The 25,211-nt window shown below is 75.7% G+C and carries 19 protein-coding genes and 1 pseudogene; 14 read left to right on the forward strand and 6 right to left on the reverse strand.

All coding sequences use genetic code 11. The features are described from left to right. Positions 1–21 precede the first annotated feature (21 nt). Positions 22–2,163 carry a prolyl oligopeptidase family serine peptidase gene (locus AB0G14_RS06595; protein WP_357694417.1) on the reverse strand — a complete coding sequence of 714 codons (2,142 nt, stop codon included), beginning with the start codon at positions 2,161–2,163 and terminating at the stop codon, positions 22–24. An 86-nt stretch (positions 2,164–2,249) separates the two neighbouring features. On the opposite strand from AB0G14_RS06595, the gene mshB reads away from it, so the two are divergent. The 3 genes from mshB to AB0G14_RS06610 all read left to right on the forward strand — a co-directional run bounded on the left by mshB (position 2,250) and on the right by AB0G14_RS06610 (position 4,180). Beyond that, positions 2,250–3,176, forward strand: coding sequence for an N-acetyl-1-D-myo-inositol-2-amino-2-deoxy-alpha-D-glucopyranoside deacetylase (gene mshB, locus AB0G14_RS06600; RefSeq protein WP_357694419.1), 927 nt, complete (start codon positions 2,250–2,252; stop codon positions 3,174–3,176). Between the two features lie 17 nt (positions 3,177–3,193). After that, positions 3,194–3,634, forward strand: a complete 441-nt coding sequence (locus AB0G14_RS06605; protein ID WP_357694477.1) for a hypothetical protein — start codon at positions 3,194–3,196, stop codon at positions 3,632–3,634. A gap of 78 nt (positions 3,635–3,712) precedes the next feature. Beyond that, positions 3,713–4,180: a hypothetical protein gene (locus AB0G14_RS06610; protein WP_357694421.1), complete on the forward strand. Its 468-nt coding sequence runs from the start codon at positions 3,713–3,715 to the stop codon at positions 4,178–4,180. A 186-nt stretch (positions 4,181–4,366) separates the two neighbouring features. Here AB0G14_RS06610 and AB0G14_RS06615 read toward each other — a convergent pair whose 3' ends face one another. After that, on the reverse strand, positions 4,367–5,317 hold the full coding sequence (locus tag AB0G14_RS06615) for a GNAT family N-acetyltransferase (protein ID WP_357694423.1): 951 nt from the start codon (positions 5,315–5,317) through the stop codon (positions 4,367–4,369). A gap of 79 nt (positions 5,318–5,396) precedes the next feature. Between AB0G14_RS06615 and fdxA the strand changes: the two genes are divergently transcribed. The 6 genes from fdxA (at position 5,397) to AB0G14_RS06645 (ending at position 10,392) form a co-directional block, all read left to right on the forward strand. Then, a complete protein-coding gene (fdxA, locus tag AB0G14_RS06620) occupies positions 5,397–5,723 on the forward strand; it encodes a ferredoxin (RefSeq protein WP_089005361.1) in 327 nt (108 codons plus the stop codon). Continuing rightward, positions 5,720–6,829 (forward strand): succinyldiaminopimelate transaminase, encoded by a 1,110-nt coding sequence (gene dapC, locus AB0G14_RS06625; RefSeq protein ID WP_357694479.1) that lies wholly within the window; start codon positions 5,720–5,722, stop codon positions 6,827–6,829. Before fdxA ends, dapC begins: the two co-directional genes overlap by 4 nt. Before the next feature lie 165 nt (positions 6,830–6,994). Next, entirely contained in the window at positions 6,995–7,906 is a 912-nt protein-coding gene (locus AB0G14_RS06630; protein ID WP_357694425.1) for a DUF4034 domain-containing protein, read from the forward strand. Between the two features lie 82 nt (positions 7,907–7,988). Beyond that, positions 7,989–9,014, forward strand: coding sequence for a prephenate dehydrogenase/arogenate dehydrogenase family protein (locus AB0G14_RS06635; protein WP_357694427.1), 1,026 nt, complete (start codon positions 7,989–7,991; stop codon positions 9,012–9,014). Positions 9,015–9,100: 86 nt separating this feature from the next. After that, positions 9,101–9,745 carry an SIMPL domain-containing protein gene (locus tag AB0G14_RS06640; RefSeq protein WP_357694429.1) on the forward strand — a complete coding sequence of 215 codons (645 nt, stop codon included), beginning with the start codon at positions 9,101–9,103 and terminating at the stop codon, positions 9,743–9,745. Then, positions 9,745–10,392, forward strand: a complete 648-nt coding sequence (locus AB0G14_RS06645; RefSeq protein WP_357694431.1) for a nucleoside/nucleotide kinase family protein — start codon at positions 9,745–9,747, stop codon at positions 10,390–10,392. Before AB0G14_RS06640 ends, AB0G14_RS06645 begins: the two co-directional genes overlap by 1 nt. 60 nt (positions 10,393–10,452) lie before the next feature. On the opposite strand, the gene AB0G14_RS06650 is transcribed toward AB0G14_RS06645, so the two are convergent. Then, positions 10,453–13,080, reverse strand: coding sequence for a hypothetical protein (locus tag AB0G14_RS06650; protein ID WP_357694433.1), 2,628 nt, complete (start codon positions 13,078–13,080; stop codon positions 10,453–10,455). A 103-nt stretch (positions 13,081–13,183) separates the two neighbouring features. After that, on the reverse strand, positions 13,184–13,741 hold the full coding sequence (locus AB0G14_RS06655) for a sugar O-acetyltransferase (protein ID WP_357694435.1): 558 nt from the start codon (positions 13,739–13,741) through the stop codon (positions 13,184–13,186). Positions 13,742–13,838: 97 nt separating this feature from the next. Here AB0G14_RS06655 and AB0G14_RS06660 point away from each other — a divergent pair, with 97 nt between their 5' ends. Then, a complete protein-coding gene (locus tag AB0G14_RS06660) occupies positions 13,839–17,213 on the forward strand; it encodes a S8 family serine peptidase (RefSeq protein ID WP_357694437.1) in 3,375 nt (1,124 codons plus the stop codon). 50 nt (positions 17,214–17,263) lie between these two features. Here AB0G14_RS06660 and dapD read toward each other — a convergent pair whose 3' ends face one another. Then, positions 17,264–18,220: a 2,3,4,5-tetrahydropyridine-2,6-dicarboxylate N-succinyltransferase gene (dapD, locus tag AB0G14_RS06665; RefSeq protein WP_357694439.1), complete on the reverse strand. Its 957-nt coding sequence runs from the start codon at positions 18,218–18,220 to the stop codon at positions 17,264–17,266. A gap of 129 nt (positions 18,221–18,349) precedes the next feature. Between dapD and dapE the strand changes: the two genes are divergently transcribed. After that, complete coding sequence (dapE, locus tag AB0G14_RS06670; protein WP_357694441.1) at positions 18,350–19,423, forward strand: succinyl-diaminopimelate desuccinylase; 1,074 nt, start codon at positions 18,350–18,352, stop codon at positions 19,421–19,423. 157 nt (positions 19,424–19,580) lie between these two features. On the opposite strand, the gene AB0G14_RS06675 is transcribed toward dapE, so the two are convergent. Then, positions 19,581–19,745 (reverse strand): hypothetical protein, encoded by a 165-nt coding sequence (locus AB0G14_RS06675; protein WP_350703867.1) that lies wholly within the window; start codon positions 19,743–19,745, stop codon positions 19,581–19,583. Positions 19,746–19,900: 155 nt separating this feature from the next. Between AB0G14_RS06675 and AB0G14_RS06680 the strand changes: the two are divergent. The 3 genes and pseudogenes from AB0G14_RS06680 to AB0G14_RS06690 all read left to right on the forward strand — a co-directional run. Then, a pseudogene (locus tag AB0G14_RS06680) lies at positions 19,901–20,731 on the forward strand (TIGR00730 family Rossman fold protein); the annotation flags it as partial. Between the two features lie 171 nt (positions 20,732–20,902). After that, complete coding sequence (locus AB0G14_RS06685) at positions 20,903–21,448, forward strand: TIGR00730 family Rossman fold protein (RefSeq protein WP_357694444.1); 546 nt, start codon at positions 20,903–20,905, stop codon at positions 21,446–21,448. A gap of 173 nt (positions 21,449–21,621) precedes the next feature. Beyond that, positions 21,622–25,143 carry an ATP-dependent DNA helicase gene (locus AB0G14_RS06690; RefSeq protein ID WP_357694446.1) on the forward strand — a complete coding sequence of 1,174 codons (3,522 nt, stop codon included), beginning with the start codon at positions 21,622–21,624 and terminating at the stop codon, positions 25,141–25,143. The last annotated feature ends 68 nt before the right edge of the window (positions 25,144–25,211 follow it).

Raw genomic sequence — 25,211 nt, forward strand, 5'->3', positions numbered from 1 at the left:
GCGTTAACAAGGTGCCCTTCCTTACAGGTGCCGGCGGACGAAGTCCAGCTCCAGCCTGAGCAGGCGTTCCGCGGTGCCGCCGGCGGCCATGTGGGTGGCCCCGGTCAGCGGGAGCACCGAGTGCGGCCGGCCGGTCGCCAGCAGCGCCGCCGACAGGCGCAGGGTGTGCGCGGCCACCACGTTGTCGTCGACCAGGCCGTGCACCAGCAGCAGCGGGCGGGCCGACTCCGGATCGGTCACCGGCTCGCCGGCCAGCTCCACCAGCGAGTGGTGCGCGTAGATGTCCGTGCCGTCGTCCGGCAGGCCCAGGTAGCGCTCGGTGTACGCGGTGTCGTACAGCGCCCAGTCGGTGACCGGCGCCCCGACGATGCCGCACCGGAACAGCTCCGGGTGCCGCAGCACCGCCAGCCCCGCCAGCCAGCCGCCGAACGACCAGCCGCGCACGGCCACCCGGCCGAGATCGAGGTCGGGGTGCTTGCCGGCCAACGCGGTGAGCGCGTCCACCTGGTCGAGCAGCACGACGTCGGCCACCCGCCGGTGGATCGCCTTCTCGAAGGAGGGGGCCACGCCCGGGGTGCCGCGGTTGTCGACGGTGACCACCGCGAAGCCGGCGTCGGCCCACCACTGGCGCTCCAGCCAGGCCGAGCGGGCGGCGAGCACCTCCTGGTGCCCCGGCCCGCCGTAGACGTCCAGCAGCACCGGCAGCCGCCGCCCGGTGACGTAGTTGTCCGGGTAGAGCACCGCCGTCGGCAGCCGCCGGTCGGTGACCCGCTCCAGCAGCGGCAGCGGCGAGTACGGCGGGGTCGCGGCGAGCGAACGCAGCACGGCCACCTCGCGCTCGCCCTGCCACACCGTCCACCGGGTGCCCGGGTGGTCGAGCGAGGCGCTGCCCACCACCAGCACGTCCCCGCCGACGGCGGCGGTGTGCCAGCCAGGGTCGGTGGTGATCCGGCGGGCGTCGACGCCGCCGCCGATCGTGGTGCGCACCCGGAACAGGTGCCGCTCGCTCGGCTCCCCGTCGCTCGCCTCCACCAGCAGGTCGGCCGGGCCGGTGTTGCCGGGCAGCCGACCCACCACCCGTCGCACGTAGAGCGACGGCGGGGTGAGCAGGGTCCCGTCGGCGAAGAGGCAGCGGGCGTCGTACCCGTCGTGGGCCAGTTCCCCGCCGACCAGCACCCGGCCGTCCGGCAGGTGCGCCGGGGTGCCGGGGATCGGCTCCACCCAGCGCGGGTCGGCCAGTTCGGCGTGCACCTGCGTCTCGCCGGTACGCGGGTCGACCGCGAGCACCAGGCCGTGCTGCTGGGAACGGCGCAGCACGGTGATCAGCGGCCCGCCGTCGGCCCAGTGCACCGCGGTCAGGTACGGGTAGGTCTCCCGGTCCCAGTGCACGTCGACCCAGCCGTCGTCGAGGTCGAGCAGGTGCAGGCTGACCTCGGCGTTCGGGCCGCCCGCCCGGGGGTACGCGACCGTGGTCGGCGGGCTCGCCGGGTCGGCCGGGTCGTGCAGGTGCCAGCGGTCCAGCCGGGACTCGTCCACCCGGGCGGCCAGCACGGAGCGCCCGTCGGGCGCCCACCAGTAGCCGCGGAACCGGTCGAACTCCTCGGCCGCGATGTGCTCGGCCAACCCCCACGTCACCCCGGAGTCCTCGCCGGCCAGCAGGGTGTCCGTGCCGTCGTGTTCGACCACCCGCAGCTGACCTCGGCGGACCCCCTCGGCGGCGTCGGTCACGTACGCCAGGCGCTGCCCGGTCGGGTCGGGCCGCGGGTCGAGCACCGGGCCGACGGTGGCCACCTCGACCACGTCGCCGTGCACCAGGTCGGCCCGGAACAGCCGGCCGGCCAGCGCGAAGACCGCCACCCGGCCGGCGGCGTCCAGCGCGTACGAGCCGATGCCGGAGGCGCTCAGCCGCAGCCGCTCGCGCAGCGCGCGCTCACCGGGGCTGAGCGCGTCGACGTCGGCGTCCGCCCCGAGCAGCGCCGCCGGGTCGGCGACCAGCCGCTCCTCGCCGGTCGCCACGTCCAGCAGCCAGAGCGCGTCGGCCGGGTCCTCCGGGCCGGCCGAGCGCAGGAAGACCACCCGGGAGCCGTCGTCGGCCACGGCGACCGCACGCGGCGCTCCGCGGCTGAACCGGCGGGTGCGGGCGGCCAGCTCCGGAAAGTCCACAGGCCAGATCGTAGAGCGGCGCCGGGGGTGATGTGGCCGACCTGCGTGGACGCGTCACGGCCGGCGGAGGAGAACCGCCGGATAGAGTGACCACCGTGACGACGCTGCCCGACCGCCGCCTCCTGCTGGTCCACGCGCACCCCGACGACGAGTCCATCGGCACCGGCTCGACGATGGCGCACTACGCCGCCGCCGGTGCCCACGTCACCCTGGTGACCTGCACGCTCGGCGAGGAGGGCGAGATCCACGTGCCGGCGCTGGCCCAGCTCGCCGCCGCCGAGGCCGACCAGCTCGGCGGGTGGCGGATCGCCGAGCTGAACGCCGCGTGCGCCGCGCTCGGCGTCACCGACCACCGCTTCCTCGGCGGCGCCGGCCGCTACCGCGACTCCGGCATGATGGGGCTCGCCACCAACGAGCACCCCCGGGCCTTCTGGCAGGCCGACCTCGACGAGGCCGCCGGCCACCTGGTGGAGATCATGCGGGAGGTACGCCCGCAGGTCGTGGTCACCTACGACGGCAACGGCTTCTACGGGCACCCCGACCACATCCAGGCGCACCGGGTGACGATGCGCGCCGTCGAGCTGGCCCGCGCCGAGGGCCTCGCCCCGGCCAAGGTCTACTGGACGGCCATGCCGCAGAGCGTCCTGGAAGCCGGGATGGAGCACTTCGCCGGCTCGTCGGACAACCCCTTCGCCGGCATCGACCAGGCCACCGAGCTGCCGTTCTGCACGCCGGACGCGCAGATCGCGGCGCGGATCGACGCCACCGACCAGCATGCCGCCAAGGAGGCGGCGATGCGCGCGCACGCCACCCAGATCCCCGACAGCTCCTGGCTCTACTCGATCGCCGGCAACTTCGGCAGCGAGTTCATGGGCGTGGAGTACTACACCCTCGCGGTGGGCGAGAAGGGCCCGGGCAGCGGGCCGTACGGCTGGGAGGACGACCTCTTCGCCGGGCTCGACGTCGCCGACGGCCCGGACCGGTCCCCGGTCGGGGCGGCCGGCCTCCGGTGACGCTGCCCGCCGCGCCGATGTCGGTCGTCCCCGAGGAGAGCGCCCCGCCACCGCCGCCCGGCCGGTCCCGGCTGCTGCTCGACCTGGCCCTGCGGGTGGCCGGCGGGCTGGTCGCCGTCCTCGGCGGGGTGCTGACCGCGGTGCTGGAGCTGCTGCTCGCCACGCTCCGGGTCGGCGGGCAGCTGATCGGCGTCTCGGTGGTCGTCGCCGTCGCCGCCAACATCGCGTTGAGCTGGTTCGCCCACGAGGCGGTCGGCCGTCGCTGGGCGGTGGCGCTGCCCGCACTGCCCTGGTTCGTCCTGATGGCGGTCGCGGCGGTCCGCACCGCCGAGGGGGACCTGCTCGTCGCCGGCGACAACTGGGTCGGCCTGGCGATGATCGTGGCCGGCGCGATGACCTTCGCGGTGATGGGCTTCCGGCAGGTACTGGCGCCGCCGCCCGTCCGTCCGGGGGACTGACGACACACAGGATCCGGTGGTAGACATTCCTGCCAGGAAGTCCGCCGCGGAGGCGGGCGGTACGGCGGGAGGCGTGCGATGAGGGAGCGGTGGCGCGCGATCGGGATACTCGCGGTCGCGCTGTTCGGGGTCAACGTGGTCGCCCGGCTGGTCATCCGGTTCGGCTTCGACGGTGACGACACCGCCGCCGCCGACCGGGTGTCGCTCGGGATGTTCGCGGTGATCGGGCTGGTGCTGGCCGTGGTCGCCTTCCTCTGGGGCAGGCGCCGACCGGTCGCCGCCTGGGGGGCCGACATGGCCGCCGCGGTCGGCGTCGCGCTGCTGCTGACGGTGCTGGTCGGGCCGCTGCTGGTCGGGGAGAACCCGTTCGGCGGGGGCGCGGGCACGTTCTTCGCCCAGATCTGGCTCTACCTCGCGGCCACCGGCGTCGGGGTGCTGCTCGGCTACCTGCTCCTCACGGCGCTCGGCCTCGACCACCGCTCGCAGTCCCTCAAGCGGTACGCCGAGCTGAAGGCCACCAAGCCCCGCAAGGTCGTCCGCCGCTGACCCGCGCGCGGCTCCGGTCCACGGGCGCGCGCCGGCCGTTTCGGGACCGGCCCGGGCGCGCGTGGCGGCACCATGCCCCTGTTCGGCCCCTGTCGAGCTGCCCGCACAGCTAAGGCACGGCCCCCGCCCCGAGGGCGGGGGCCGGATGTCGGGCGCGACTCCTGCCCGCACCGGAGGGCGGCGCGGTCAGTGCGGGGCGGTGCGGGTCAGGTAGGTGTGGTGGGTGGTGAAGCCGAGGGCCCGGTAGAGGGCCACCGCCAGGGCGTTGCGCTGCTCGACCTGGAGGAAGGCGCGCGAGGCGCCGGTCGCGGCGCCCCAGTCGGCGAGCGCGCGGATGACCCGGCCCGCCAGGCCCTGCCGCCTCGCCTCGGGCCGCACCTCGATCAGGCTGAGCCCGAGCCAGCGCCCCGGCCCGGTGACCGTGCCGCGGCCGATGGCGAGCAGCGTGCCGTCGGCGTACACGTGGGCGAAGCGGACCTGGCCCACGGCCGTGAGCACGTGCCGGGCGGCGTCCGGCAGGCCGCCCTTGCGGCCCGCGGCGACGGCGAGCCAGTCGTCCGACGGCGCGGCCGCCAGCTCGACCGGCGGTGACCCGGCGGCGGCCGGCGGCAGCCCCGCCAGCGGCGCGGTCTGCACCAGCACGGGCGGGCCGCTGCCCCAGCCCCGCGCGTCGAGTTCGGCGCCGACCGGGGCGGCGAGCGGCAGCGGGGTGTTGACCAGCGCCGGTTGGCCGAGGTTGGCGTACCAGCGCTCCACCGCGTCGAGCGCGGCGGGCAGCGGCCGGTCCGGGTCGCCGACCGGCAGCGCCGAGTTGGCCCGGCCGGTCCAGCCGTCGGCGGCGCGCAGCAGCCAGTCCCCGAGCCGACCCCGGACGGCGGCGGGCCACGCCTCGTCGGCGGCCAGCTCCAACTCGACCACGGCCGCAGCGGTGGGCCGGCGGGTCGGCGGCACCCGCTTGGCCCGGTGCACCTCGGCCACCGGGACCCGGAGCCGGCCCTGCGTGGTGGCGAGAGTGAGATGGGTCTCGCTCAGCTCGACCAGCTCGCCGAGGGCGTCCGAGAAGAGGGGCCGGCCTTCGCGAATCCCCACAATCCGGCGAACCACGATCCGGTGTCCCACATCCTGCTGTCGGAGCACGATCGACCCCCTCCCCGGCGAGATACTAGGCTCTTACCGTCGCGGGTGATCGCGGCGTGTCTTGCGGAGGAGAAGACCGGTGACCTACATCATCGCCGAGCCGTGCGTGGATGTGCTCGACAAGGCATGCATCGAGGAGTGCCCGGTCGACTGCATTTACGAGGGCAACCGGATGCTCTACATCCACCCCGACGAGTGCGTCGACTGTGGTGCCTGTGAGCCCGTCTGTCCGGTCGAGGCGATCTTCTACGAGGACGACGTCCCGGAGCAGTGGAAGGACTACACCGGCGCCAACTACGAGTTCTTCGAGGACCTGGGCTCGCCCGGTGGCGCCTCGAAGATCGGCAAGGTGGAGAAGGACGCATCCTTCGTCGCCGCGCAGCCGCCGCGCGGCGAGGGCCACTGAGCCGCCCCGTGCCGGTCTCGTCGCGGCTGCCCGAGTTCACCTGGGACACCCTGGACGCCGCGGCCACGCTGGCCGCGGCGCACCCGGAGGGCCTGATCAACCTCTCCATGGGCACGCCGGTCGACCCGGTGCCCGAGGTGATCCGGCGGGCGCTCGCCGAGGCGTCGGACGCCCCGGGCTACCCGCTGACCGCCGGCACGCCGGCGCTGCGCGAGGCGATCGCCGCCTGGGTCGCGCGGGCCTGCGGGGCGGGCGTCGACGGCCTCGGCGTGCTGCCGACGATCGGCTCCAAGGAACTCGTCGCCTGGCTGCCCACCCTGCTCGGGGTGGGCCCCGGTGACGTCGTCGTGGTGCCGTCGGTCGCCTACCCGACGTACGAGGACGGCGCCCGGCTCGTCGGGGCCACCGTCGTGCGCGCCGACTCGCTGACCGCGGTCGGCCCGACCCCCCGGGTGCGCCTGGTCTGGGTCAACTCGCCGGGCAACCCGACCGGGCGGGTACTGCCGGCGGCCCACCTGCGCAAGGTGGTCGACTGGGCCCGGGAGCGCGGCGCGGTGGTCGCCAGCGACGAGTGCTACCTGCCCCTGGGCTGGTCCGCCGAGCCGGTCTCGGTGCTCTCGCCCGAGGTCTGCGGCGGGTCGTACGACGGCGTGCTGGCGGTGCACTCGCTCTCCAAGCGGTCCAACCTGGCCGGCTACCGGGCCGGGTTCGTCGCCGGCGACCCGGCGCTCGTGGCGGAACTGCTCAAGGTCCGCAAGCACGCCGGCATGATCGTGCCCGCGCCCGTGCAGGCCGCGATGGTGGCCGCGCTGCGCGACGAGCGGCACGCCGCCGAGCAGCGGGAGCGCTACCGGGCCCGGCGGGAGATCCTGCACGCCGCGTTCACCGGGGCCGGCTTCACGGTCGAGCACTCCGAGGCGGGCCTCTACCTCTGGCTGACCCGGGGTGAGGACGGCTGGGAGACGGTCGACTGGCTGGCCCGCCGAGGCGTCCTGGCCGCCGCCGGCGCCCTCTACGGCCCGGCCGGGCGGCAGCACGTCCGGGTGGCGCTGACCGCGTCCGACGCGCACGTGGCGGCGGTCGCCGGCCGGCTCGCCCAGCCCTGACCGTTCCAGAGCCCAGCAACGGTCTGGTCTGCCCGCCGCCCTTCCGCCACCACGGGTGCGCCTCTACGATCTGCGACGACGTCACGGGGAGAGGAACGCAGCGACATGTGGCCGTTTCGGCGGAGGAAGCGGCAGAGCGAGTGGGTGCTGCCGGTGGACTGGGCGATGGGTGACCCCACTGCCCAGGCGCTGTGCGAGGCCCTGCGACGGCAGGACTGGCGGACGGCGCGGGACGTGCTGATCCCGGTCACCGACCCGGACCACCACGCCTTCTGCCTCTGGGCGGCATGCCGGGTGCAGGGTGTGCAGGACTGGATCGGCGAGTGGGTGGACGCCGAGCCGCAGTCCACCCTCCCCCTCCTGGTCCGCGGCGCGCACGCGGTGGACTGGGCGTGGGAGGCGCGTGGCGATGCTTGGGCCTCCCGGACCAGCCATGAGCAGTTCCGCGAGTTCCACCGGCGGTTGACGCTGGCCGAGGACTGCCTGAAGGAGGTCGTCGCGCGGGACCCGGACGACACCACCGCCCGTTCCTTCCTGGTCACCGCGGCACGGGGACTGCAGGTGGACCGGGAGGAGGCGGAGCGGCGTTTCTACGAGGTGGTGGCGAGGCACCCCTGGCACCGGCTGGCCCATGTCCAGATGCTCCAGTACCGGTGCGCGAAGTGGTTCGGCAGCCACGAGGAGATGTTCGGCTTCGCCCGTACCGTGGCGGCGGAGGCGCCGCCCGGGACGGGGCTGGCGCACCTCGTGTCGATGGCACATCTGGAGCTGTGGCTCAAGCTGCCGGAGGGCGAGGACGACCAGTACCTGCAACAGTCCGAGGTGCTTGAGGAGTTGCACTCGGCCGCAGACCGTTCGGTGCGCCATCCGGCACACGGGCGGTACCCGGGCTGGCCCGCGCCGCACAACAACTTCGCGATGTGCTTCGCCCTTGGCGGTGACCACGCCGCGGCGGCGGAGCAGTTCCGGAGGATCGGCGACATGGTGACCCAGCTGCCCTGGGCCTACCTGGACGGCGACGACCCGGGTACGCCGTTCGCACAGTGGCGGGAGAAGGCGACCGGCGGCTGGGGCTGACCACGGCCGGGCGATATCCTCGGCCCGGACCGAGGCGGGGGCGGTGTACCCCGTACCGAACGGAGACGCCGAGGTGGGCCGATTGGCGAGCAGGGGCGGCGGACAGGCGCGGGCGGCGGTGGTCGGCACGGGCCTGATCGGCGGCTCGGTGCTGCTGCGGCTGCGCGACGCCGGGCTCGATGTCGCCGGCTGGGACCCGGACCCGGCGACACGGCGGTATGCCCACGAGCAGGGCCTGGCCTGCCCGGACACCGTCGAGGAGGCGGTCGCCGGCCGCGATTTCGTCTTCCTCTCCGGCCCACTGCCCAGCCTGCCCGAGATGCTGTGCCGGGTGGCTGCCGCCACCGACGAGGGATGCGTACTCACCGACGTGGGCAGCACGAAGGCGAAGTTGGCCACCTTCGCCACCGAACGGGGGATCGGGCACCGGTTCGTCCCCGGTCACCCGATGGCCGGCGCCGACCGGGCCGGCGTCACCTCGGCCAGTCCGGCGCTGCTAGACCGAGCGGCCTGGGTGCTCTGTCCGAGCCCGGCCGGGATGGCGGCGTTTCGCCGGCTGGCCCCGCTGATCATCGAGGCGTTCCGGGCCAGGTTGGTACCGATGTCACCGGCACAGCACGACACGGTGGTCGCACTCTCCTCGCACGTGCCGCACCTGCTCGCCGGAGCGCTCGCCGGGGCGGTGCAGGAGGCGCCCCTGCGTGACGCCGTCCTCGCCCTGGCCGCCGGCAGCTTCCGCGACGGAAGCCGGGTCGCCGGCACCCCCGCCGAGCGGACCGCGAACATGTTGCTCAGCAACCGGGAACGCGTGCTTGAGGAGTTGGCCCGGGTCACCGCGTTTCTCGACGCACTGGCAGGCGCGGTCCGGGCGGGCGACGCCGAGGCGCTCATCTTGCGGTACCGGGAGGCGGCGGCGGCCCGGGCTGCGTTCTCCGGGCGTCCGTTCACCAGTCGGGCGAACACCTTCCCCATCGCTGGCGACGTGGCTGCGGAGGTCGCGTATCTGTGGGAACTCGGAGCAGCCGGCGGATACCTGAGCGGGTGCCGCGTTGACGCTGGCACCGTCTCGTACATCGCGCACCTCCCGGCCGACGCCGAACCGGCCTGACCTCTCCCCCGGGGGCCGAGTTCCGGCTCCCCGGGCGTGGCGCGAGACGGGCGACGGGCGGACGGGAGCGCGGTTAGGGTGAGGGCATGGTGGACGGGCCGGTGGTGGCGGTGCGCGGCGAGGCGTACCGGGAGGTCCCTCCCGAGATCGCCCGGTTCACGGTGACCGCCACGGCCCGCGACCGGGACCGGGAGGCCACCCTGACCCGGCTGGCCGAGCGGGCTGCCGCCGTCCGGGTGCTGCTCGACGGCTACGGCCCCGCGATCGACCGGCGGGAGACCGGCGAGCTGCGGGTCCGGCCGGAGACCCGGCGCTCCGGCGAGCGGGTGGTCGCGTATCACGGCAGCGTGACGACCACCGTGACGGTCAGCGACTTCACCGCGCTCGGCGACCTGATGCTGCGCCTGGCCGACCAGGACCAGGTCGAGGTGGCCGGGCCGTGGTGGTCGCTGCGGCCGGACAGCCCGGCCCACCGGGAGGCCCGGCACGCCGCGATCGCCGACGCGCTGCTGCGCGCCCGCGAGTACGCGGAGGCGCTCGGCGCCCGGGTGACCGCCCTGATCGAGCTGGCCGACGCGGGCGCGGCGGAGCGGCCCATGATGAGCCGGATGGCGTACGGGATGGGCGGCGCCGAGGGCGGGCCGCCGGAGCTGGAGCTCGACCCGCAGCCGCAGACCGCGCAGGCGGCGGTGCAGGCGCGGTTCGCGATCAGCGAGCCGGTTCTCGGCTGATGACGACCGCCCGGGTCGTCGGGATCGACGAGTTGGTCGCGCGGGCGCGCGCCCTCGCCGACGCCGGCCCGCGTCAGCTGCTCGGCATCGCCGGGGCGCCCGGCGCGGGCAAGTCCACGCTGGCGGAGCGGATCGTCGAGGCGGTCGGCCCCGCCGCCCGGCTGGTGCCGATGGACGGCTTCCACCTGGCCCAGGCCGAGCTGCACCGGTTGGGCCGGGCCGAGCGCAAGGGCGCCGTCGACACGTTCGACGCCAACGGCTACGTCTCGATGCTGCGGCGACTGCGTCGGCTGGAGCCGACCGCCGTCTACGCGCCGGCGTTCCGGCGGGACCTGGAGGAGCCGGTGGCCGGGGGGATCGAGGTGCCGCCGTCGGTGCGGCTGGTGGTCACCGAGGGCAACTACCTGCTGCTGGGCGCGCCACCCTGGGACGAGGTGCGGTCGTTGCTGCACGAGGTGTGGTTCCTCGACCTGGACGTCGAGCTGCGGTTGCGCCGGCTGACCGCCCGGCACCAGGCGTACGGGCGGTCGGCGGAGCAGGCCCGGGCGTGGGCGACGGGCAGCGACGAGGCCAACGCCGCCCTGGTGGCGGGCACCGCGCACGCCGCCGACCTGGTCGTCCGGCTCGACGAGCCGCCGCCGGCCTGACCCGAGCCCCGCGCACCGCCGCCGGCCTGGCCCCGCCCCGCCCAGTGCGGCCGGTCGGGGTCAGCCGGCGCCGCGTCGGGGCGCTGGCACGCCCCGCCGCAGCAGCCAGGCCACCCGCGAGCGTTCCCGCTGGAACTCGGCCGCCTCCGGGTAGCCGCTGTGGTTTCGGATCGGCGGGTCCGCCACCTCCCCGTCGCTGGGGTGCAGCGCCTCCGGGTCCCGCACGGCGACCTCGCGTTCCCCCGCCGTCACCTGCCAGCCGAGGGGGTCGGTGGCCCGCCAGAAGTTGGTCCAGCGGGTGCGCCCACCGGGCGGCGTCAGCGCGTCGGCCAGCACCGGCAGCCGGTCGGGCCCGAAGTACGCCGGGAAGACCCGCCCGTAGAGCCGGGTGAGCTGGCAGCCGTAGGAGAAGTACCAGATCCGCCGCCGCGACCGGGCGGGGAGCTGGAGGATCACCGCGGCGCAGATCACCGTGCCCTGGCTGTGCCCGGAGAGGATGATCCCGTCCACGGCCCGGGGGTCGTGCTCGTCCAGCGCCAGCAGCCCGGCCGTGCGGGTCTGCAACTCGGGCACGGCCCGCTCGGCGTAGCTGGGCGGGGCGAGCGGGTGCGCGGCCCGGGGCCAGAAGGTGCCGACGTCCCAGAGCACGCCGACCGAGCGGCGGACGAGGTCGTTCCGGTAGACCAGCAGACCCGCGGCGCCGACGAGCACGGGCAGCCAGCCGAGCATCCGGTCGCCCACGCCGGAGATCCACTCGACCACGGCGGCGCCGCCGGTCGCCGCCGTGGGGTGGGGCCGGCCGCCGGAGAGCGCGGCGGCGTAGCCGAGGGCGACCAGCACCCCGGACGCGGCGGCGTAGCGGCCGACCAGCCGCACCGCGTGCTCGCCGACCAACCGGTGCAGCGCCCGCCAGGCGCTCACCTGCCGGCAGCGCCGCAGGTCGTGGCCGGAGAGCCGGTGACCGGCGGGCACCAGCTCCGCGTACTCGTGGCGGCGCAGGCGGAGGAAGAGCAGGCCGGCCTGGGCGGCCGTGGCGACGAGCGTGAGCAGGGCGACGGCGAACGCGAGCCCGGCCCAGGTCACCGGGACCGGGGGTGCCACGGGGGAGGCCGCGTCGGCCGTCGCGCCGCCGCCGAGCCGGCCGGTGACCCAGTAGAGAAGGCCGGCGCAGTAGGACAGGCAGAGCACCCAGCCGAAGCCGGCGATGAGCGCCGGGGCCCGGCCGCCCCAGGCCAGGTCGGTGTGGGGCTCCAGCGGATGCCGCTCGGCCGGCGCCGGCACGCGCGGCAGCAGCAGGCCGGTCGCGGCGAGCGCGACGACCCCGACGGCGAGCATCCAGACCTCCAACGGCGGAGGCGCGGGCGGGATCCCGGGCAGCCGGCCCGCGATCCAGGCGACGCCGAGGGCGAGCAGCAGGGCGGCCGCCGCCGGCGCGGCGAGCGCCCGCCGCCCCGACCGGCTCACCGACCCGATCGCGATCAGCAGCAGCAGTTGCCCGGTGCCGAGCCAGGCGATGACCCGGTCGACGCCGGGCAGCGACCGGTCGGCCGGGCACGGCGGCGCGGCGGGCTGCCGGCCACAGCCGGGCACCTGGCGCAGGTCGGCCAGCGGGGTGCCCGCAGGCCCGTCGGGCAGCAGCAGGACCAGCAGGGTGCCCGCCAGCCCGGCGCCGGTGAGCACGATGACCACCACGCTCCAGCGGCCGAGCGGGGTGTGACCGGCGCGCCGGGTCAGCCAGGGCCGCGCGAGCGCCACGACCGCGATCAGCGCGGCGGCGGCGAGCGCGGCCACGGTGGGCCAGGCGACGGCGGCCCGGGCGCCGCGGGGCGGGTCCATCGCGAGGACCGCGCCGAGCGGTACGGCGGCGGCCACGACGGCACCGGTGCAGAGGTGCAGCACGGCCGCGCGGCGCAGCTGCCCCTCCCCGTTCCAGAAGGCGGGGTGCTGGAGCGGGTTGCCCGGCGGGCCGGGTGGCGGCTCGGGCGCCGGTGGCTCCGGCACGGGCTGCCCGGGCTCGCCCGTCGGGGTCTCCCCGGGCGGCCGGGCGCCGGCGAGGGGGGCCGGCGCGGCCGGCATCTGCGCCTCGTACTGGTAGGTCCGCCAGCTCACCAGCCCGAGCAGGGCCAGCACGCCGAGCGGTGCGAGCAGGCCGACGGCGAGGGGCCGCGCGCCCTCGCTCCACCAGCCCTGCCCGAGGAACTCCCAGGGGCCGGGGATCCGGCGCAGGCAGTCCTCGTCGACGCACTGCCAGCCCACGAGGTCGACCCCGACACCGGTGAGGGTGAGCGCGAGCGTGCCGGTGAGGCTCAGGCAGAACAGCCGGATCAACCAGGCGGTGACCCCCGACCTGCCGGCCGGGCGTTCGTCGTCCGGGTCCGCCGGGATGCCCGGCCGGGCGTGCAGCGCGACGTTGGCCAGGGTGAAGGGCAGCAGCAGCGTCCACAGCGCCCGTTCCACGTCACGCGCGCTCCGCCCGCCGGAGGTCAACTGCCCCCAGCTGTACGCCTCGACGACGACCGGGTCGTCCGGCCCGGCGGCGGGGGAGCGGTAGAAGCCGGTGACCGGGTCGCCCGCGACGCGCCACGGCGGGGGCGGGTCGGCCCCCGGCGCGGGCCGCAGGCCGAGGATCTGGCCCGGGGGCGTGTTGGAGACCCCGTGCACGCGTAGTTCGAGCACCCGACCGACCATCCCCGCCTCCTGGTGACGACGTCACCACCCACAGTGCCGTGGGCGGAGTCGTCCGCGCCAGTCGCGGATGGACGTTTGTGCAGGTGGTGGGCTTGATCGGGGGTCAGTCGAGCTGGCGTACGACGCGAGCCGGATTACCCAGCGCGACGACGTTGGCCGGCAGGTCCCTCGTCACGACGGCACCCGCGCCGACGACGGTGTTCTCCCCGACGGTGACGCCGGCGAGCACGATCGCGCCGCCGCCGAGCCAGACGTTGTCGCCGATGGTGATCGGCTTGGCCGCCTCCCACTTGTCGCGGCGCTGCCCGGGCTCGACGGGGTGGGTGGGGGTGAGCAGTTGCACGTTCGGTCCGATCTGGACGTCGGCGCCGATGGTGATCGGGGCGACGTCGAGGAAGACCGCGTTGAAGTTGACGAAGCTGCGCGGCCCGATCCGGATCTGCCAGCCGTAGTCGCAGTGGAAGGGTGGCCGCACCCAGGTCTCCTCGCCCACCTCGCCGAGCAGGTCGCGCAGGGCCGCGAGCCGGCCCTCGGGGTCGGCCGCGGGAGTGGTGTTGAAGCGTTCCGTCAGTCGCGCGGCGCGGTCCAGGTCGGCGAGGATCTCCGGCTCGTTGGCGATGTACGGCTCGCCGGCCAGCATGCGTTCCTTCATGGAGGTCACCGGTCGATCATCCCGAAGGGCGGGCGCGTCCGTTGGCTGGTCCGTCATCTTCGCGTCTTTATTCTGCATACCCGGTATGTAAATATGATGACTGTCAATGCGCGTCTCTCCACAGGTAGTAACGCCCGACGAGGAGGATCCGTTGCAGCGAAGAAGAAAACTGGCCGGTGTCGGTCTCGTGCTCGGCCTGGTGCTCGGCACGCCGGGGATGGCCGTGGCCCAGGCGCCCGCCGGCCCCGCCGCCCGTCCTGACCCGACCGCCGGCCGGGGTGCCGTCGCCCCGGCGCCGGGCAGCCGTCCCACCACCGTCACCCTGATCACCGGGGACCGGGTCACCGTGACCGGTGCCGGGGCGAGCGTGCGTCCCGGGCCGGGGCGCGAGAAGATCCGCTTCCTGACCCGCCGTGAGCAGGGCCGGCTCAGTGTCGTGCCGCAGGACGCGGTGACGCCGATCCAGGCGGGGCGGGTCGACCGGCGGCTGTTCGACGTCACCGGGCTGATCGAGGCCGGCTACGACGACGCCCGCCGCGACGACCTGCCGGTGCTGATCACCGGCGGGTCGGGCGGCGCCCGACGTGCGGCGGCGCCGGCCGGGGTGACCGTCACCCGCGAGTTGCCCGCCGTCCGCGGGGTCGCCGCGACGGCCGCCAAGGACCGGGCCGGCGAGGTGTGGGCGGCGGTCACCGCCGCCGGGGCGCGGGCCGGCGCGGCGGGGGGTGTCGACCGGATCTGGCTCGACGGCCGGCGGCGGATCACCCTCGACCGCAGCGTGCCGCAGATCGGCGCGCCGGCCGCCCACCAGGCCGGTCTCACCGGCCGGGGCGTGCGGGTGGCGGTGCTGGACACCGGGCTGGACGCCACCCACCCGGACCTGGCCGGCCGGGTGGCGCAGGCGCGCAACTTCACCGAGGAGGCCGCGGCCGGCGACGTGGTCGGGCACGGCACCCACGTCGCCTCGATCATCGCCGGCAGCGGCACCGCCTCCGGTGGCCGGCACCGGGGCGTGGCCCCTGACGCGACGCTGCTCGACGGCAAGGTCTGCGAGACGTACGGCTGCCCCGAGTCGGCGATCCTCGCCGGCATGCAGTGGGCCGCGGTCGAGCAGCGGGCCGACGTGGTCAACCTGAGTCTCGGTGGCTTCGACACCCCGGAGGTCGACCCGCTGGAGGAGGCCGTCAACGCGCTCACCGCGCAGACCGGCGCCCTCTTCGTGATCAGCGCCGGCAACGACGGCAGCTTCGCCCCGGTCAGTTCCCCCAGCACCGCCGACGCCGCCCTCTCGGTGGGCGCCGTCGACCGGGACGACAGCCTCGCCGTCTTCTCCAGCCGTGGCCCCCGGGTCGGCGACGACGGGCTCAAGCCGGACCTCACCGCCCCCGGCGTGGGGATCGTCGCGGCGCGCAGCCGGGACGGGGTGATCGGCGAGCCGGCCGGGGACGGGTACGTCGCCCTGTCCGGCACGTCGATGGCCGCCCCGCACGTCACCGGCGCGGTGGCGCTGCTGGCCCAGCAGCACACCGACTGGACCGCCGGCCGGCTCAAGGCCACCCTGATGGCCTCGGCGAAATCCCATCCCGAGTTGACCGCGTACCAGCAGGGGGCCGGGCGGGTCGACGTGGCCCGCGCGATCGGCCAGACGGTGACCAGCGACCCGCCGAGCGTCTCCCTCGGCCGGGCGCTCTGGCCCCACCACGACGACGCCCCGATCACCCGCACGGTGACCTGGCGCAACGACGGCCCGGCCGCGGTCACCCTGGACCTGGCCGTCGAGGTGACCGGCCCGGACGGCGAGCCGGCCCCCGCCGGCATGTTCGCGCTCGACACCGACCGGGTCAGCGTGCCGGCCGGCGGCACGGCGAGCGCCACCGTCACCGCCGACACCCGGGTCGACGGGCCGGACGGCCACTACACCGGCCGGGTCGTCGCCCGCTCCGGCGACACGGTGGCGGTCACCCCGCTGGCCGTGCACCGGGAGGTGGAGAGCTACGACGTGACGGTCCGCCACCTGGGCCGGGACGGCGCGGCCGTCGGCGAGCACGGCACCACGCTGGTCTCGCTGGACGGATTCGCCACGTACGACGTGTACGACCCGGATGGCACCGCCGAGCTGCGGCTGCCGAAGGGCCGGTACGGACTGAACAGCCTCGTGTTCGAGGTGGACGGCGAGCAGTTCGCCGGGGTCACGCAGCTCGTCCAGCCGGAGCTGGTGGTCGCCGGGGACACGCGGGTCACCGTGGACGCCCGGCAGGGCAGGCCGGTCCGGATGAGCGTCCCGCAGGGCTCGGCCACCACGGTGCTGGTCGACACCGGCGCGAACTTCCTCCTCGACGAGGGTAGCTACGGCTTCGGCCTGCTGGCCTTCGACTTCGACGGTCTCTTCAGCGCCGGTCTCGGCCGGTCGGTGTCGGGGGAGCGTTTCGTCGCCACGATCAGCAGCCAGTGGGCCGACCGGGAGGCCGCCAGCAGCCCCTACCTCTACGCCCTCAGCGAGGCGACGCCCGGCCGGATGCCGACCGGCTTCGTCCGGGACTACCGGGCGAAGGACCTGGCCACCGTCACCCACCGGTTCCGGGCCGCGCCTTCCGGGCTGGTGACCCAGCGGCTGGTCTTCCCGCACCTGGAGCCCGACGTCGGCGGCTGGGCGGTCGTCCTGCCCACCGCGACGCCGGGGCAGCGGGTCGAGCACTACAACACGCGGGGCGTGCGCTGGTCGTCCGAGCTGAACTTCGGGGTACCGACCGAGGACGGCTGGACCGACGTCAAGGCCGTGCTGTTCTCCGAGGAGCGGAGCCTGCGGGCCGGCCGGCACTACCGGGAGAGCTGGAACGGCGCGCCGTACGGGCCGTCCCTCCCGGGGGCCGGGATCACCCGCCAGGGCGACCGCATCGAGGTCGGCGTGCCGTTGCACAGTGACGCCGAGGGGCACCCGGGCGGCTCCGTCGCCGACACCGCCCGCACCGCCCTCTACCGGGACGGGGAGCTGGTCGGGGAGACCCCGGAACCGGCGTACGGCCGGTTCGAGGTGCCGCCCGGCGCGGCGGACTACCGGCTGGAGGTGCTGTCGAAGCGGAGCTTCACCGACCTCGCCACCGAGGTCGCGGCGACGTGGACGTTCCGGTCCCGGCACGTCGCCGGGGACGACCCGGCCGCGCTGCCGGTGTCGGCGATCCGCTTCGCGCCCCGGCTCGACCAGGACCACGCGGCCCCGGCCGGGCGCACCTTCGCCATCCCGGTGCTGGTGCAGCGGCAGCCGGGCGCACCGCCGGCCCGGGTGGCCGCGTTGACCGTCGACGTCTCCTACGACGGCGGGACGACGTGGCAGCCGGCCCGGGTCCGGTCCGGCGGGGACGGCTGGACGGCCACCGTCGAGCACCCGGCCGGCACGGGACACGTCTCGCTGCGGGCCACCGCCCGGGACACCGCCGGCAACACGGTCACCCAGCGCGTCATCCAGGCGTACCGCCTGCGGTGAGGCGTACCCCCTCCGGGCCCGCGGCCGACCGCGGGCCCGGAGGGCGGCCGTCAGTCGTTGGCGTGCAGGGCGGCGTTCAGCTCGATGCCCCGGCCGGTGCGCTGCTTCGCCTCCAGCGCCCCGGTGACCGAGTTGCGCCAGAACAGCAGCCCGTCCACGCCGGAGAGCTCAAGGGCCTTGACCACCCGGCCGTCCGGCAGCGTGATCTTGGAGGCGGCGGTGACGTAGCAGCCCGCCTCCACCACGCAGTCGTCGCCGAGCGAGATGCCGACGCCGGCGTTCGCGCCGATCAGGCTCCGCTCGCCGATGCGCACCTTCTCGGTGCCGCCGCCCGAGAGGGTGCCCATGATGGAGGCGCCGCCGCCGATGTCGGAGCCGTCGCCGACCAGCACGCCCTGCACGATCCGCCCCTCCACCATCGAGGTGCCGAGCGTGCCGGCGTTGAAGTTCACGAAGCCCTCGTGCATGACCGTGGTGCCGGCGGCCAGGTGCGCGCCGAGCCGCACCCGGTCGGCGTCGGCGATCCGGACCCCGGAGGGCACCACGTAGTCGGTCATCCGGGGGAACTTGTCCACCCCGTGGACGGCCAGGTGGCGGCCCGCCGCCCGCTCGATGACCCGCAGCTCGTCCACCCGCTCCGGCGGGCACGGCCCGGCGGAGGTCCACGCGACGTTCGCCAGCTTGCCGAAGATGCCGTCGAGGTTCAGCTCGTTGGGACGCACCAGGCGGTGCGAGAGCAGGTGCAGCCGCAGGTACGCGTCGGCGGCGTCCTTGATCGGGTCGTCCAGCGAGCCGATGACGGTGACCACCTGGACGGTACGCAGCCCGGGCAGCGCCCGGTCGCCGACCGCCCCCGGCGGCAGGTCCAGCACGTCCGCCTCGTCCTCGCCGGCGACCAGCGGCAGCTCGCCGAGCCCCAGCTTGCCGGTCGGGTACCAGGTGTCGAGCACCTGGTCGTCAGCGGTCACGGTGGCCAGGCCGATGCCCCAGGCGGATTCGGACGTCACTGATTCACCTCTCGTTCGTGGCTGCGGGTCGCGGGTTCCCCTCGCGCCCCGTGCGACCGCGTCCCACGCCGGCCGCCCGGGGAGCGCTCGCTCCTCGCGCTCACCCGACCTGACGGTACCGTGCGAACCATGGAGAACCCGCTGACCCCCGAGGTCCTGGCCGATCCGGTGGCCCTGACCCGTGCGTTGGTCGACATAGAGTCCGTGTCCCTCGACGAGAAGGCCATCGCCGACTGCGTGGAGGAGGTGCTGCGGGGCGTGCCGCACCTGACCACCTACCGGCACGGCAACACGGTGATGGCGCGTACCGACCTGGGCCGGGACCAGCGGATCGTGCTCGCCGGCCACCTGGACACGGTGCCGCTGAACAACAACTTCCCGTCGAGCATGCGCGGCGACCTGATGTACGGCTGCGGCACCTCCGACATGAAGTCCGGGGTGGCGTACGCGCTGCACCTGGCGGTGACGCTGCCGGACCCGCGCTACGACGTGACGTACTTCTTCTACGAGGCCGAGGAGATCGAGTCGAAGTACAACGGCCTCTTCCTCGTCGCCGAGGCGCACCCGGAGTGGCTGGAGGCGGACTTCGCGGTGCTGCTGGAGCCGACGTACGGGATCGTCGAGGCCGGCTGCCAGGGCACCATGCGGTGCGTGGTCACCACCACCGGCGTACGCGCCCACTCGGCCCGCTCGTGGCACGGGGTGAATGCGATCCACGCGGCGGGCGAGGTGCTCGACCGGCTGACCCGGTACGAGGCGCGGCGCGTCACCATCGACGGCTGCGACTACCGGGAGGGGATGAACGCGGTCCGCGTCAACGGCGGCGTGGCCGGCAACGTGGTGCCGGACCGGTGCGAGGTCGAGGTCAACTACCGGTTCGCGCCGGACCGTACGCCGGCCGAGGCCGAGGCGCACCTGCGGGAGGTCTTCGCCGGCTTCGACGTGCGGGTCACCGACTCGGCCGCCGGCGCCCCGCCCGGGCTGGAGGCGGCCCCGGCCCGGGAGTTCCTCGCGGCGGTCGGCGCCGCGCCGATCGGCAAGCTGGGCTGGACGGACGTGGCCCGGTTCGCGGCGATGGGCATCCCGGCCCTGAACTTCGGCCCCGGCGACCCGAACCTGGCCCACCACCCGGACGAGCACGTCGAGATCAGCAAGATCCGGGACGGCGCCGCCACGCTGCACCGCTGGCTCGCCCCCGCCTGACGGCCTCCTGGGCGGACGTCCTGGCGCCTGCCGGCCGCCCGCCCCGGTGGTCGCCCGCCCCGTACGCGAACGGGAGGCCCGCGTCGGCCGGGCGGTGCCCGGTGACGCGAACCTCCCGGTCGCGTGTCGGTGGTGCGGTCGGACGGTGGCGGTGCGGTCAGACGGTGGCGGACGCGTCGGCGGTGGGCCGGGCGTCGGCCGGGCCGCCCTGGTCGGCGGCGGACGGCTCCATCAGGCGGGCGCGGCGGCGCTCGGCCACCACGTCGCGGATCCGGCGCTGCATCTGTCGCCGGATCCGGATCATCTCGCTGTTGCTGATCACGCTGGCTCCTCCCCCGAAGGCGCGCGCCGGGGCATACCCGGTATGTGAATAGTAAGACGTGCGGGCGACCGAATTAGTTGCCCATGATCCGGAACTAATTTCCGGGCTCGTCGCCCCGCGTACCCGACGGGTGTCGCTCCACTACGGTTGCTCCCATGGGTCAGAGCAACGGGCGGGAGGCCGGCCGCGAGCCGGGACGGGAACGGCACCGGGGCGCCGTGACGCTGCGTCGGCAGGCGATCACGGGCAGCACCGCCGACCAGCGCCTGCTCGACTCGCGGGGACGGGGCGACTGGAAGACCAAGGACGCCTGGCGGGCCCTGCGCATCCTCTCCGAGTTCGTGGAGGGCTTCGACACCCTCGCCGACCTGCCCCCGGCGGTGAGCGTCTTCGGCTCCGCCCGCAGCCGGCCGGAGAGCCCGGAGTGCCGGCTGGCCGAGGCGCTGGGCGGGGCCCTGGCCCGGGCCGGCTACGCGGTGATCACCGGCGGCGGGCCGGGCGTGATGGAGGCGGCCAACCGGGGTGCCAGCGAGGCGGGCGGGCTCTCCGTCGGGCTCGGCATCGAGCTTCCCTTCGAGCAGGGCCTCAACGACTGGGTCGACCTGGCCATCGACTTCCGCTACTTCTTCGCCCGCAAGACGATGTTCGTCAAGTACGCGCAGGCGTTCGTCGTGCTGCCCGGCGGGTTCGGCACCATGGACGAGCTCTTCGAGGCGCTCACCCTGGTGCAGACGGGCAAGGTCACCCGGTTCCCCGTGGTGCTGATGGGCGCCGACTACTGGCGTGGCCTGCTCGACTGGCTGCGCGACACCATGGCCGCCGACGGCAAGATCGGGTCGATCGACCTGGAACTGATCTGCGTGACCGACGACGTCGACGCGGCGGTCCGGCACATCGTGGAGGCCGAGGCCGCCCTCTCCGTCGAGCAGGACGCGGTCCGCGACGAGGCCGTGGCCGTCGCCGCCGCCGAACAGCAGGCCGCCGCCGCGGCCGGCGCGGCGAACGGCGCCGGGTCGACCGGCGGCGCCGACGTGCCCGGCGACACCACATCGGGTGGCGGTGCGTCGCGCGGCGCTGCGTCGGGTGGCGGTGCGTCGGGTGGCGGTGCGTCGGCCGGGCCGCGCCGGGCGGGCGACGCGAGCGGGGAGCGCTGAGGCGTGGCGGCGATCTGCGTGTTCTGCGCCTCCTCCCGTACGCTCGACCGCCGCTGGCTGGACCTCGCGGCCGAGACGGGCGCGGAGATCGCCCGGCGCGGGCACACGCTGGTCAGCGGGGGCGGATGCGTCGGCATGATGGGCGCGTTGGCGGACGGCGCGCGGGCCGCCGGCGGGCGGACGATCGGGGTGATCCCGCAGTCGCTGGTCGACCTGGAGGTCGCCGACCTGGCGTCGGACGAGCTGCTCGTGACCGACTCGATGGCCAGTCGCAAGACCTTGATGATCGACAAGTCGGACGCGTTCCTCACGCTGCCCGGCGGCCTCGGCACCCTCGACGAGCTGTTCGAGGTCTGGACGACGGCGACGCTCGCCCTGCACGCCAAGCCGATGGTGCTGGTCGACACCGACGGCTTCTACCGCCCGATGCTCGACTGGCTGCGCGCCCTGGCCGACCAGACCTTCCTCAAGCCCGCCGGCCTGGACCTGCTCACCCTGACCGACACGGTCCCCGCCGCCCTGGACGCCCTCGAACTCCGCCTAACCTGACCCCCCAACCCTCCCCTGTCCCGCCGCGATCTTGCACTTGTGGCCCCTGTTGTGCCCCTTTCGTATGCGTTCGTCGGGGCCGAAAGTGCAAGATCGCGGAAGCGAAGGGAAGGCGGCGGGGCGGGGCGGGGTGGCGGGGCGGGGGTGTCGTACCGGCGTGGTGGGATGGGGGGATGCAGGCGTACCGGCTGGTGCGCCGGCCCGCCGAGGCGGCCCCGGGGGGCCACCGGTCCGGTGGGCCGGCCCGGGAGGACGGGCGGCCAGGTGGGCCGGCCGGCGGTGCCGCGCACCGGGGGACGGCGCGGCTGACCGACCCGCGCCAGGCGGAGGTCGTCGCGCACACCGACGGGCCGATGCTGGTGCTCGGCGGCCCCGGCACGGGCAAGACCAGCGTCCTGGTCGAGGCGGTCGCCGCGCGGGTGGCCGAGGGCGTCGACCCGGAGCGGATCCTGGTGCTCACCTTCGGCCGCCGGGGCGCCACCGCGTTGCGTCAGCGGATCGAGGCCCGGGCCGCCGGGGGCGGGCACCGCGTGCTGCGCGAGCCGCTGGTACGCACCTTCCCGGCGTACGCCTTCGGGCTGCTGCGCCGGGCCGCGGCCGAGCGGGGAGAGCCGTCCCCCCGGCTGCTCACCGGCCCCGAGCAGGATCTGATCATCCGCGAGCTGCTCGACGTGGTCGGCGAGGAACCGGGCGACGACCCGGTCGGCTGGCCGGAGGACCTGCGCCCCGCGCTGCGCACCCGGGCCTTCGCGGCACAGCTGCGCGACCTGCTGATGCGCGCCGCCGAGCGCGGGGTCGGCCCCGTCGAGCTGGCCCGGCTGGGCGAGAAGCTCGGCCGCGCCGACTGGCCGGCCGCCGCGCGCTTCCTCCGGGAGTACGTGGCCGTGCTCGCCCTGCGCGACGTCAGCAACCGCGGCTCCGTCGCGTACGACCCGGCCGAGCTGGTCCGGGCCGCCACCGGGATGCTGCTCGACGACCCCGAGCTGCTCGCGGCCGAGCGACGCCGGCTGGCGTACGTCTACGTCGACGAGCTGGCCGACACCGATCCCGCCCAGCAGGAGCTGCTCGCGACGGTGGCCGGCGGCGGCAAGTCCCTCGTCGCGTTCGCCGACCCGGATTCGTCCACGTACGCCTTCCGCGGCGCGGACCCCGCCGTGGTGACCACGTTCCCGCACCGCTTCCGCACCGCCTCCGGGGCGCCCGCGGCGCAGGTGGTGCTGACCACCTCCTACCGGGCCGGCCCCCGGCTGCTCGCCGCGTCCGGCCGGCTGGCGCGGCGGCTGCGCGGCCCGGCGGCGCACCGCAGGCTGCACCCGCTGCCCGACGCGCCGCCCGGCTCGGTGGAGGTGCGCACCTTCCGCTCGGCCACCAGCGAGGCGGCCTGGCTGGCCCACGCCCTGCGCGAGGCGCACCTGCTCGGCGGCGTGCCGTGGTCGGAGATGGCCGTGCTGGTGCGCTCCACCGGGCGGCAGCTGCCCTCGCTGCAACGCGCGCTGCACGCCGCCGGGGTGCCCACCGTGGTGCACGGCGAGGACCTGCCGCTGCACCTGCAACCGGCGGTCGCGCCGCTGCTGCTCCTGTTGCGCTGCGCGCTGGAGCCCGAGCGGCTCGACGAGGAGGCCGCCGTCGCCCTGCTGCACTCGCCGCTCGGCGGCGCCGACCCGCTGGCCGAGCGGCGGCTGCGGCAGGGGCTGCGGGCCCTGGCGCTGGCCGCCGGCGATCGCCGGCCCTCGGGCGAGCTGATCGTCGAGGCGCTGCGCGATCCGGCCGAGCTGGCCGGGATCGAGCGGCGCTGGGCCGAGCCGGCGCAGACGGTGGCCGGCCTGCTGGCCGTCGCCCGGGAGACCGCCGCCCGGCCCGGCGCCACCGCCGAGGACGTGCTGTGGGCGGTCTGGCGGGCCAGCGGGCTGGCCGAGCTGTGGTCCGCCGCGATCGGCCGGGGCCAGACGGTGGCCGGCGAGGGGGACGTGGCCCGGCGCCGGCGCGCCGAGGCCGCCGACCGGGACCTTGACGCCGTGATGGTGCTCTTCGACGCGGCGGCCCGGTTCACGGACCGGCTGCCCGGCGCGCGCACCGAGGTCTTCCTCGACCACGTCCTCGGCCAGGACCTGCCGGCCGACACGATCGCCCCCACCGCCGACCGGGGTGAGGCGGTCCGGCTGCTCACCGCGCACGCCGCGAAGGGGCTGGAGTGGGACCTGGTGGCGGTCGCCGGGGTGCAGGAGGGCGTCTGGCCCGACCTGCGGCTGCGCGGCAGCCTGCTCGGCTCCGAGCGGCTGGTTGACGTGCTCGCCGGCCGGGCGGCCGGCGCCGGCACGGTGGCCACCCTGGTCGGGCAGACCTCGGCGCTGCTGGACGAGGAGCGGCGGCTGTTCCACGTGGCGGTCACCCGGTCCCGGCGCCGGCTGCTGGTCAGCGCGGTCGCCTCCGCCGCCGTCGGCGGCGACGACCACGAGGAACAGCCGAGCCGCTTCCTCTACGAGCTGGGCCCGACCGACCCGCCCGCGCCGGACGACGGCCCCCCGCCCGGCCGGCCGGACCCGGCCGGGTCGACGCAGGCCGGGCCGGCGCACGCCGGGTCGGCGCAGGCCGGACCGGGCGCCGCGGGGCCGGTCCCGCCGGGGGCGGGCGACGGCCCGGTGGTGACGGGCGAGGAGGAACCGGACCGGCCGAGGACACTGCCGGTGAGTCGGCCGCCCCGCGCGCTCACCCTGCCGGCGCTGGTGGCGGAGCTGCGTACGGCGGTCAGCGACCCGGACGCGCCATACGCCCGGCGGCAGGCGGCGGCGGCCGAGCTGGCCCGCCTCGCGGCCGCCGGGGTGGCCGGCGCGCACCCGGACGACTGGTGGGGGCTGCGGCAGCTCTCCGACGACCGCCCGCTCGTCGACGAGGGGAAGCCGGTCCGGGTCACCCCGTCGGGCATGGAGAGCGCGCTGCGGTGCAGCCTGCGCTGGCTGCTGGAGCGGCACGGCGGCAGCGCCCCGGCCAGCGCCGCCCAGGGGGTCGGCAACCTCGTGCACGCCGCCGCGATGCTCGCCGAGGACGCGAGCGTCGACCGGGGCGCCCTGCTGGACTACGTCGCCGCCCGGTTCGACGCGATCGAGCTGGCCGCCCGCTGGATGGTCGGGCCCGAGCGGGCCCGCGCCGAGGGGATGGTCGACAAGCTGCTGCGCTGGCTGGCGGCCAACCCGCGCCGGCTGCTCGCGATCGAGCACGAGTTCGCGGTGCGCCTCGACGACCCGCACCGGCCCGTCGAGCTGGTCGGCCGGGTGGACCGGCTGGAGGTCGACGCCGACGGCCGGCTGGTCGTGATCGACCTGAAGACCGGGAAGTCCACCGCGGTCACCGCGCACGACCTGGCCGAGCACCCGCAGCTCGGTGCGTACCAGGCGGCGGTCGAGGCGGGGGCGTTCGCCGAGTTCGGCGAGGAGTCCGGCGGGGCGGCGCTGGTGCAGCTCGGCACCGGGGCGAAGGACGCGAAGGAGCAGAGCCAGCCGCCGGCCGGAGAGGGCCCGGAGGCCGGCTGGGCGACCGCGCTGGTGCGGCGCACCGCCGATACGATGGCCGCCGCCACGTTCGCCGCCGTCGCCAACTCGAAGTGCCGGGTCTGCCCGGTGCGGTCGAGCTGCCCGGTGTCCGGGCAGGGCCGCCAGGTGGTCGAGCCCCCGACCGCCCGCCGCCCCGACCAACCGTGAGCCTGAGGATGCGGTTGCGAGCCCCGCGGTCGCGAACCAGGACGGCACCGTGAGTGTGAGGAGTGAGC

The sequence above is a fragment of the Micromonospora sp. NPDC023814 genome (assembly GCF_040639595.1).
GTDB lineage: Bacteria > Actinomycetota > Actinomycetes > Mycobacteriales > Micromonosporaceae > Micromonospora.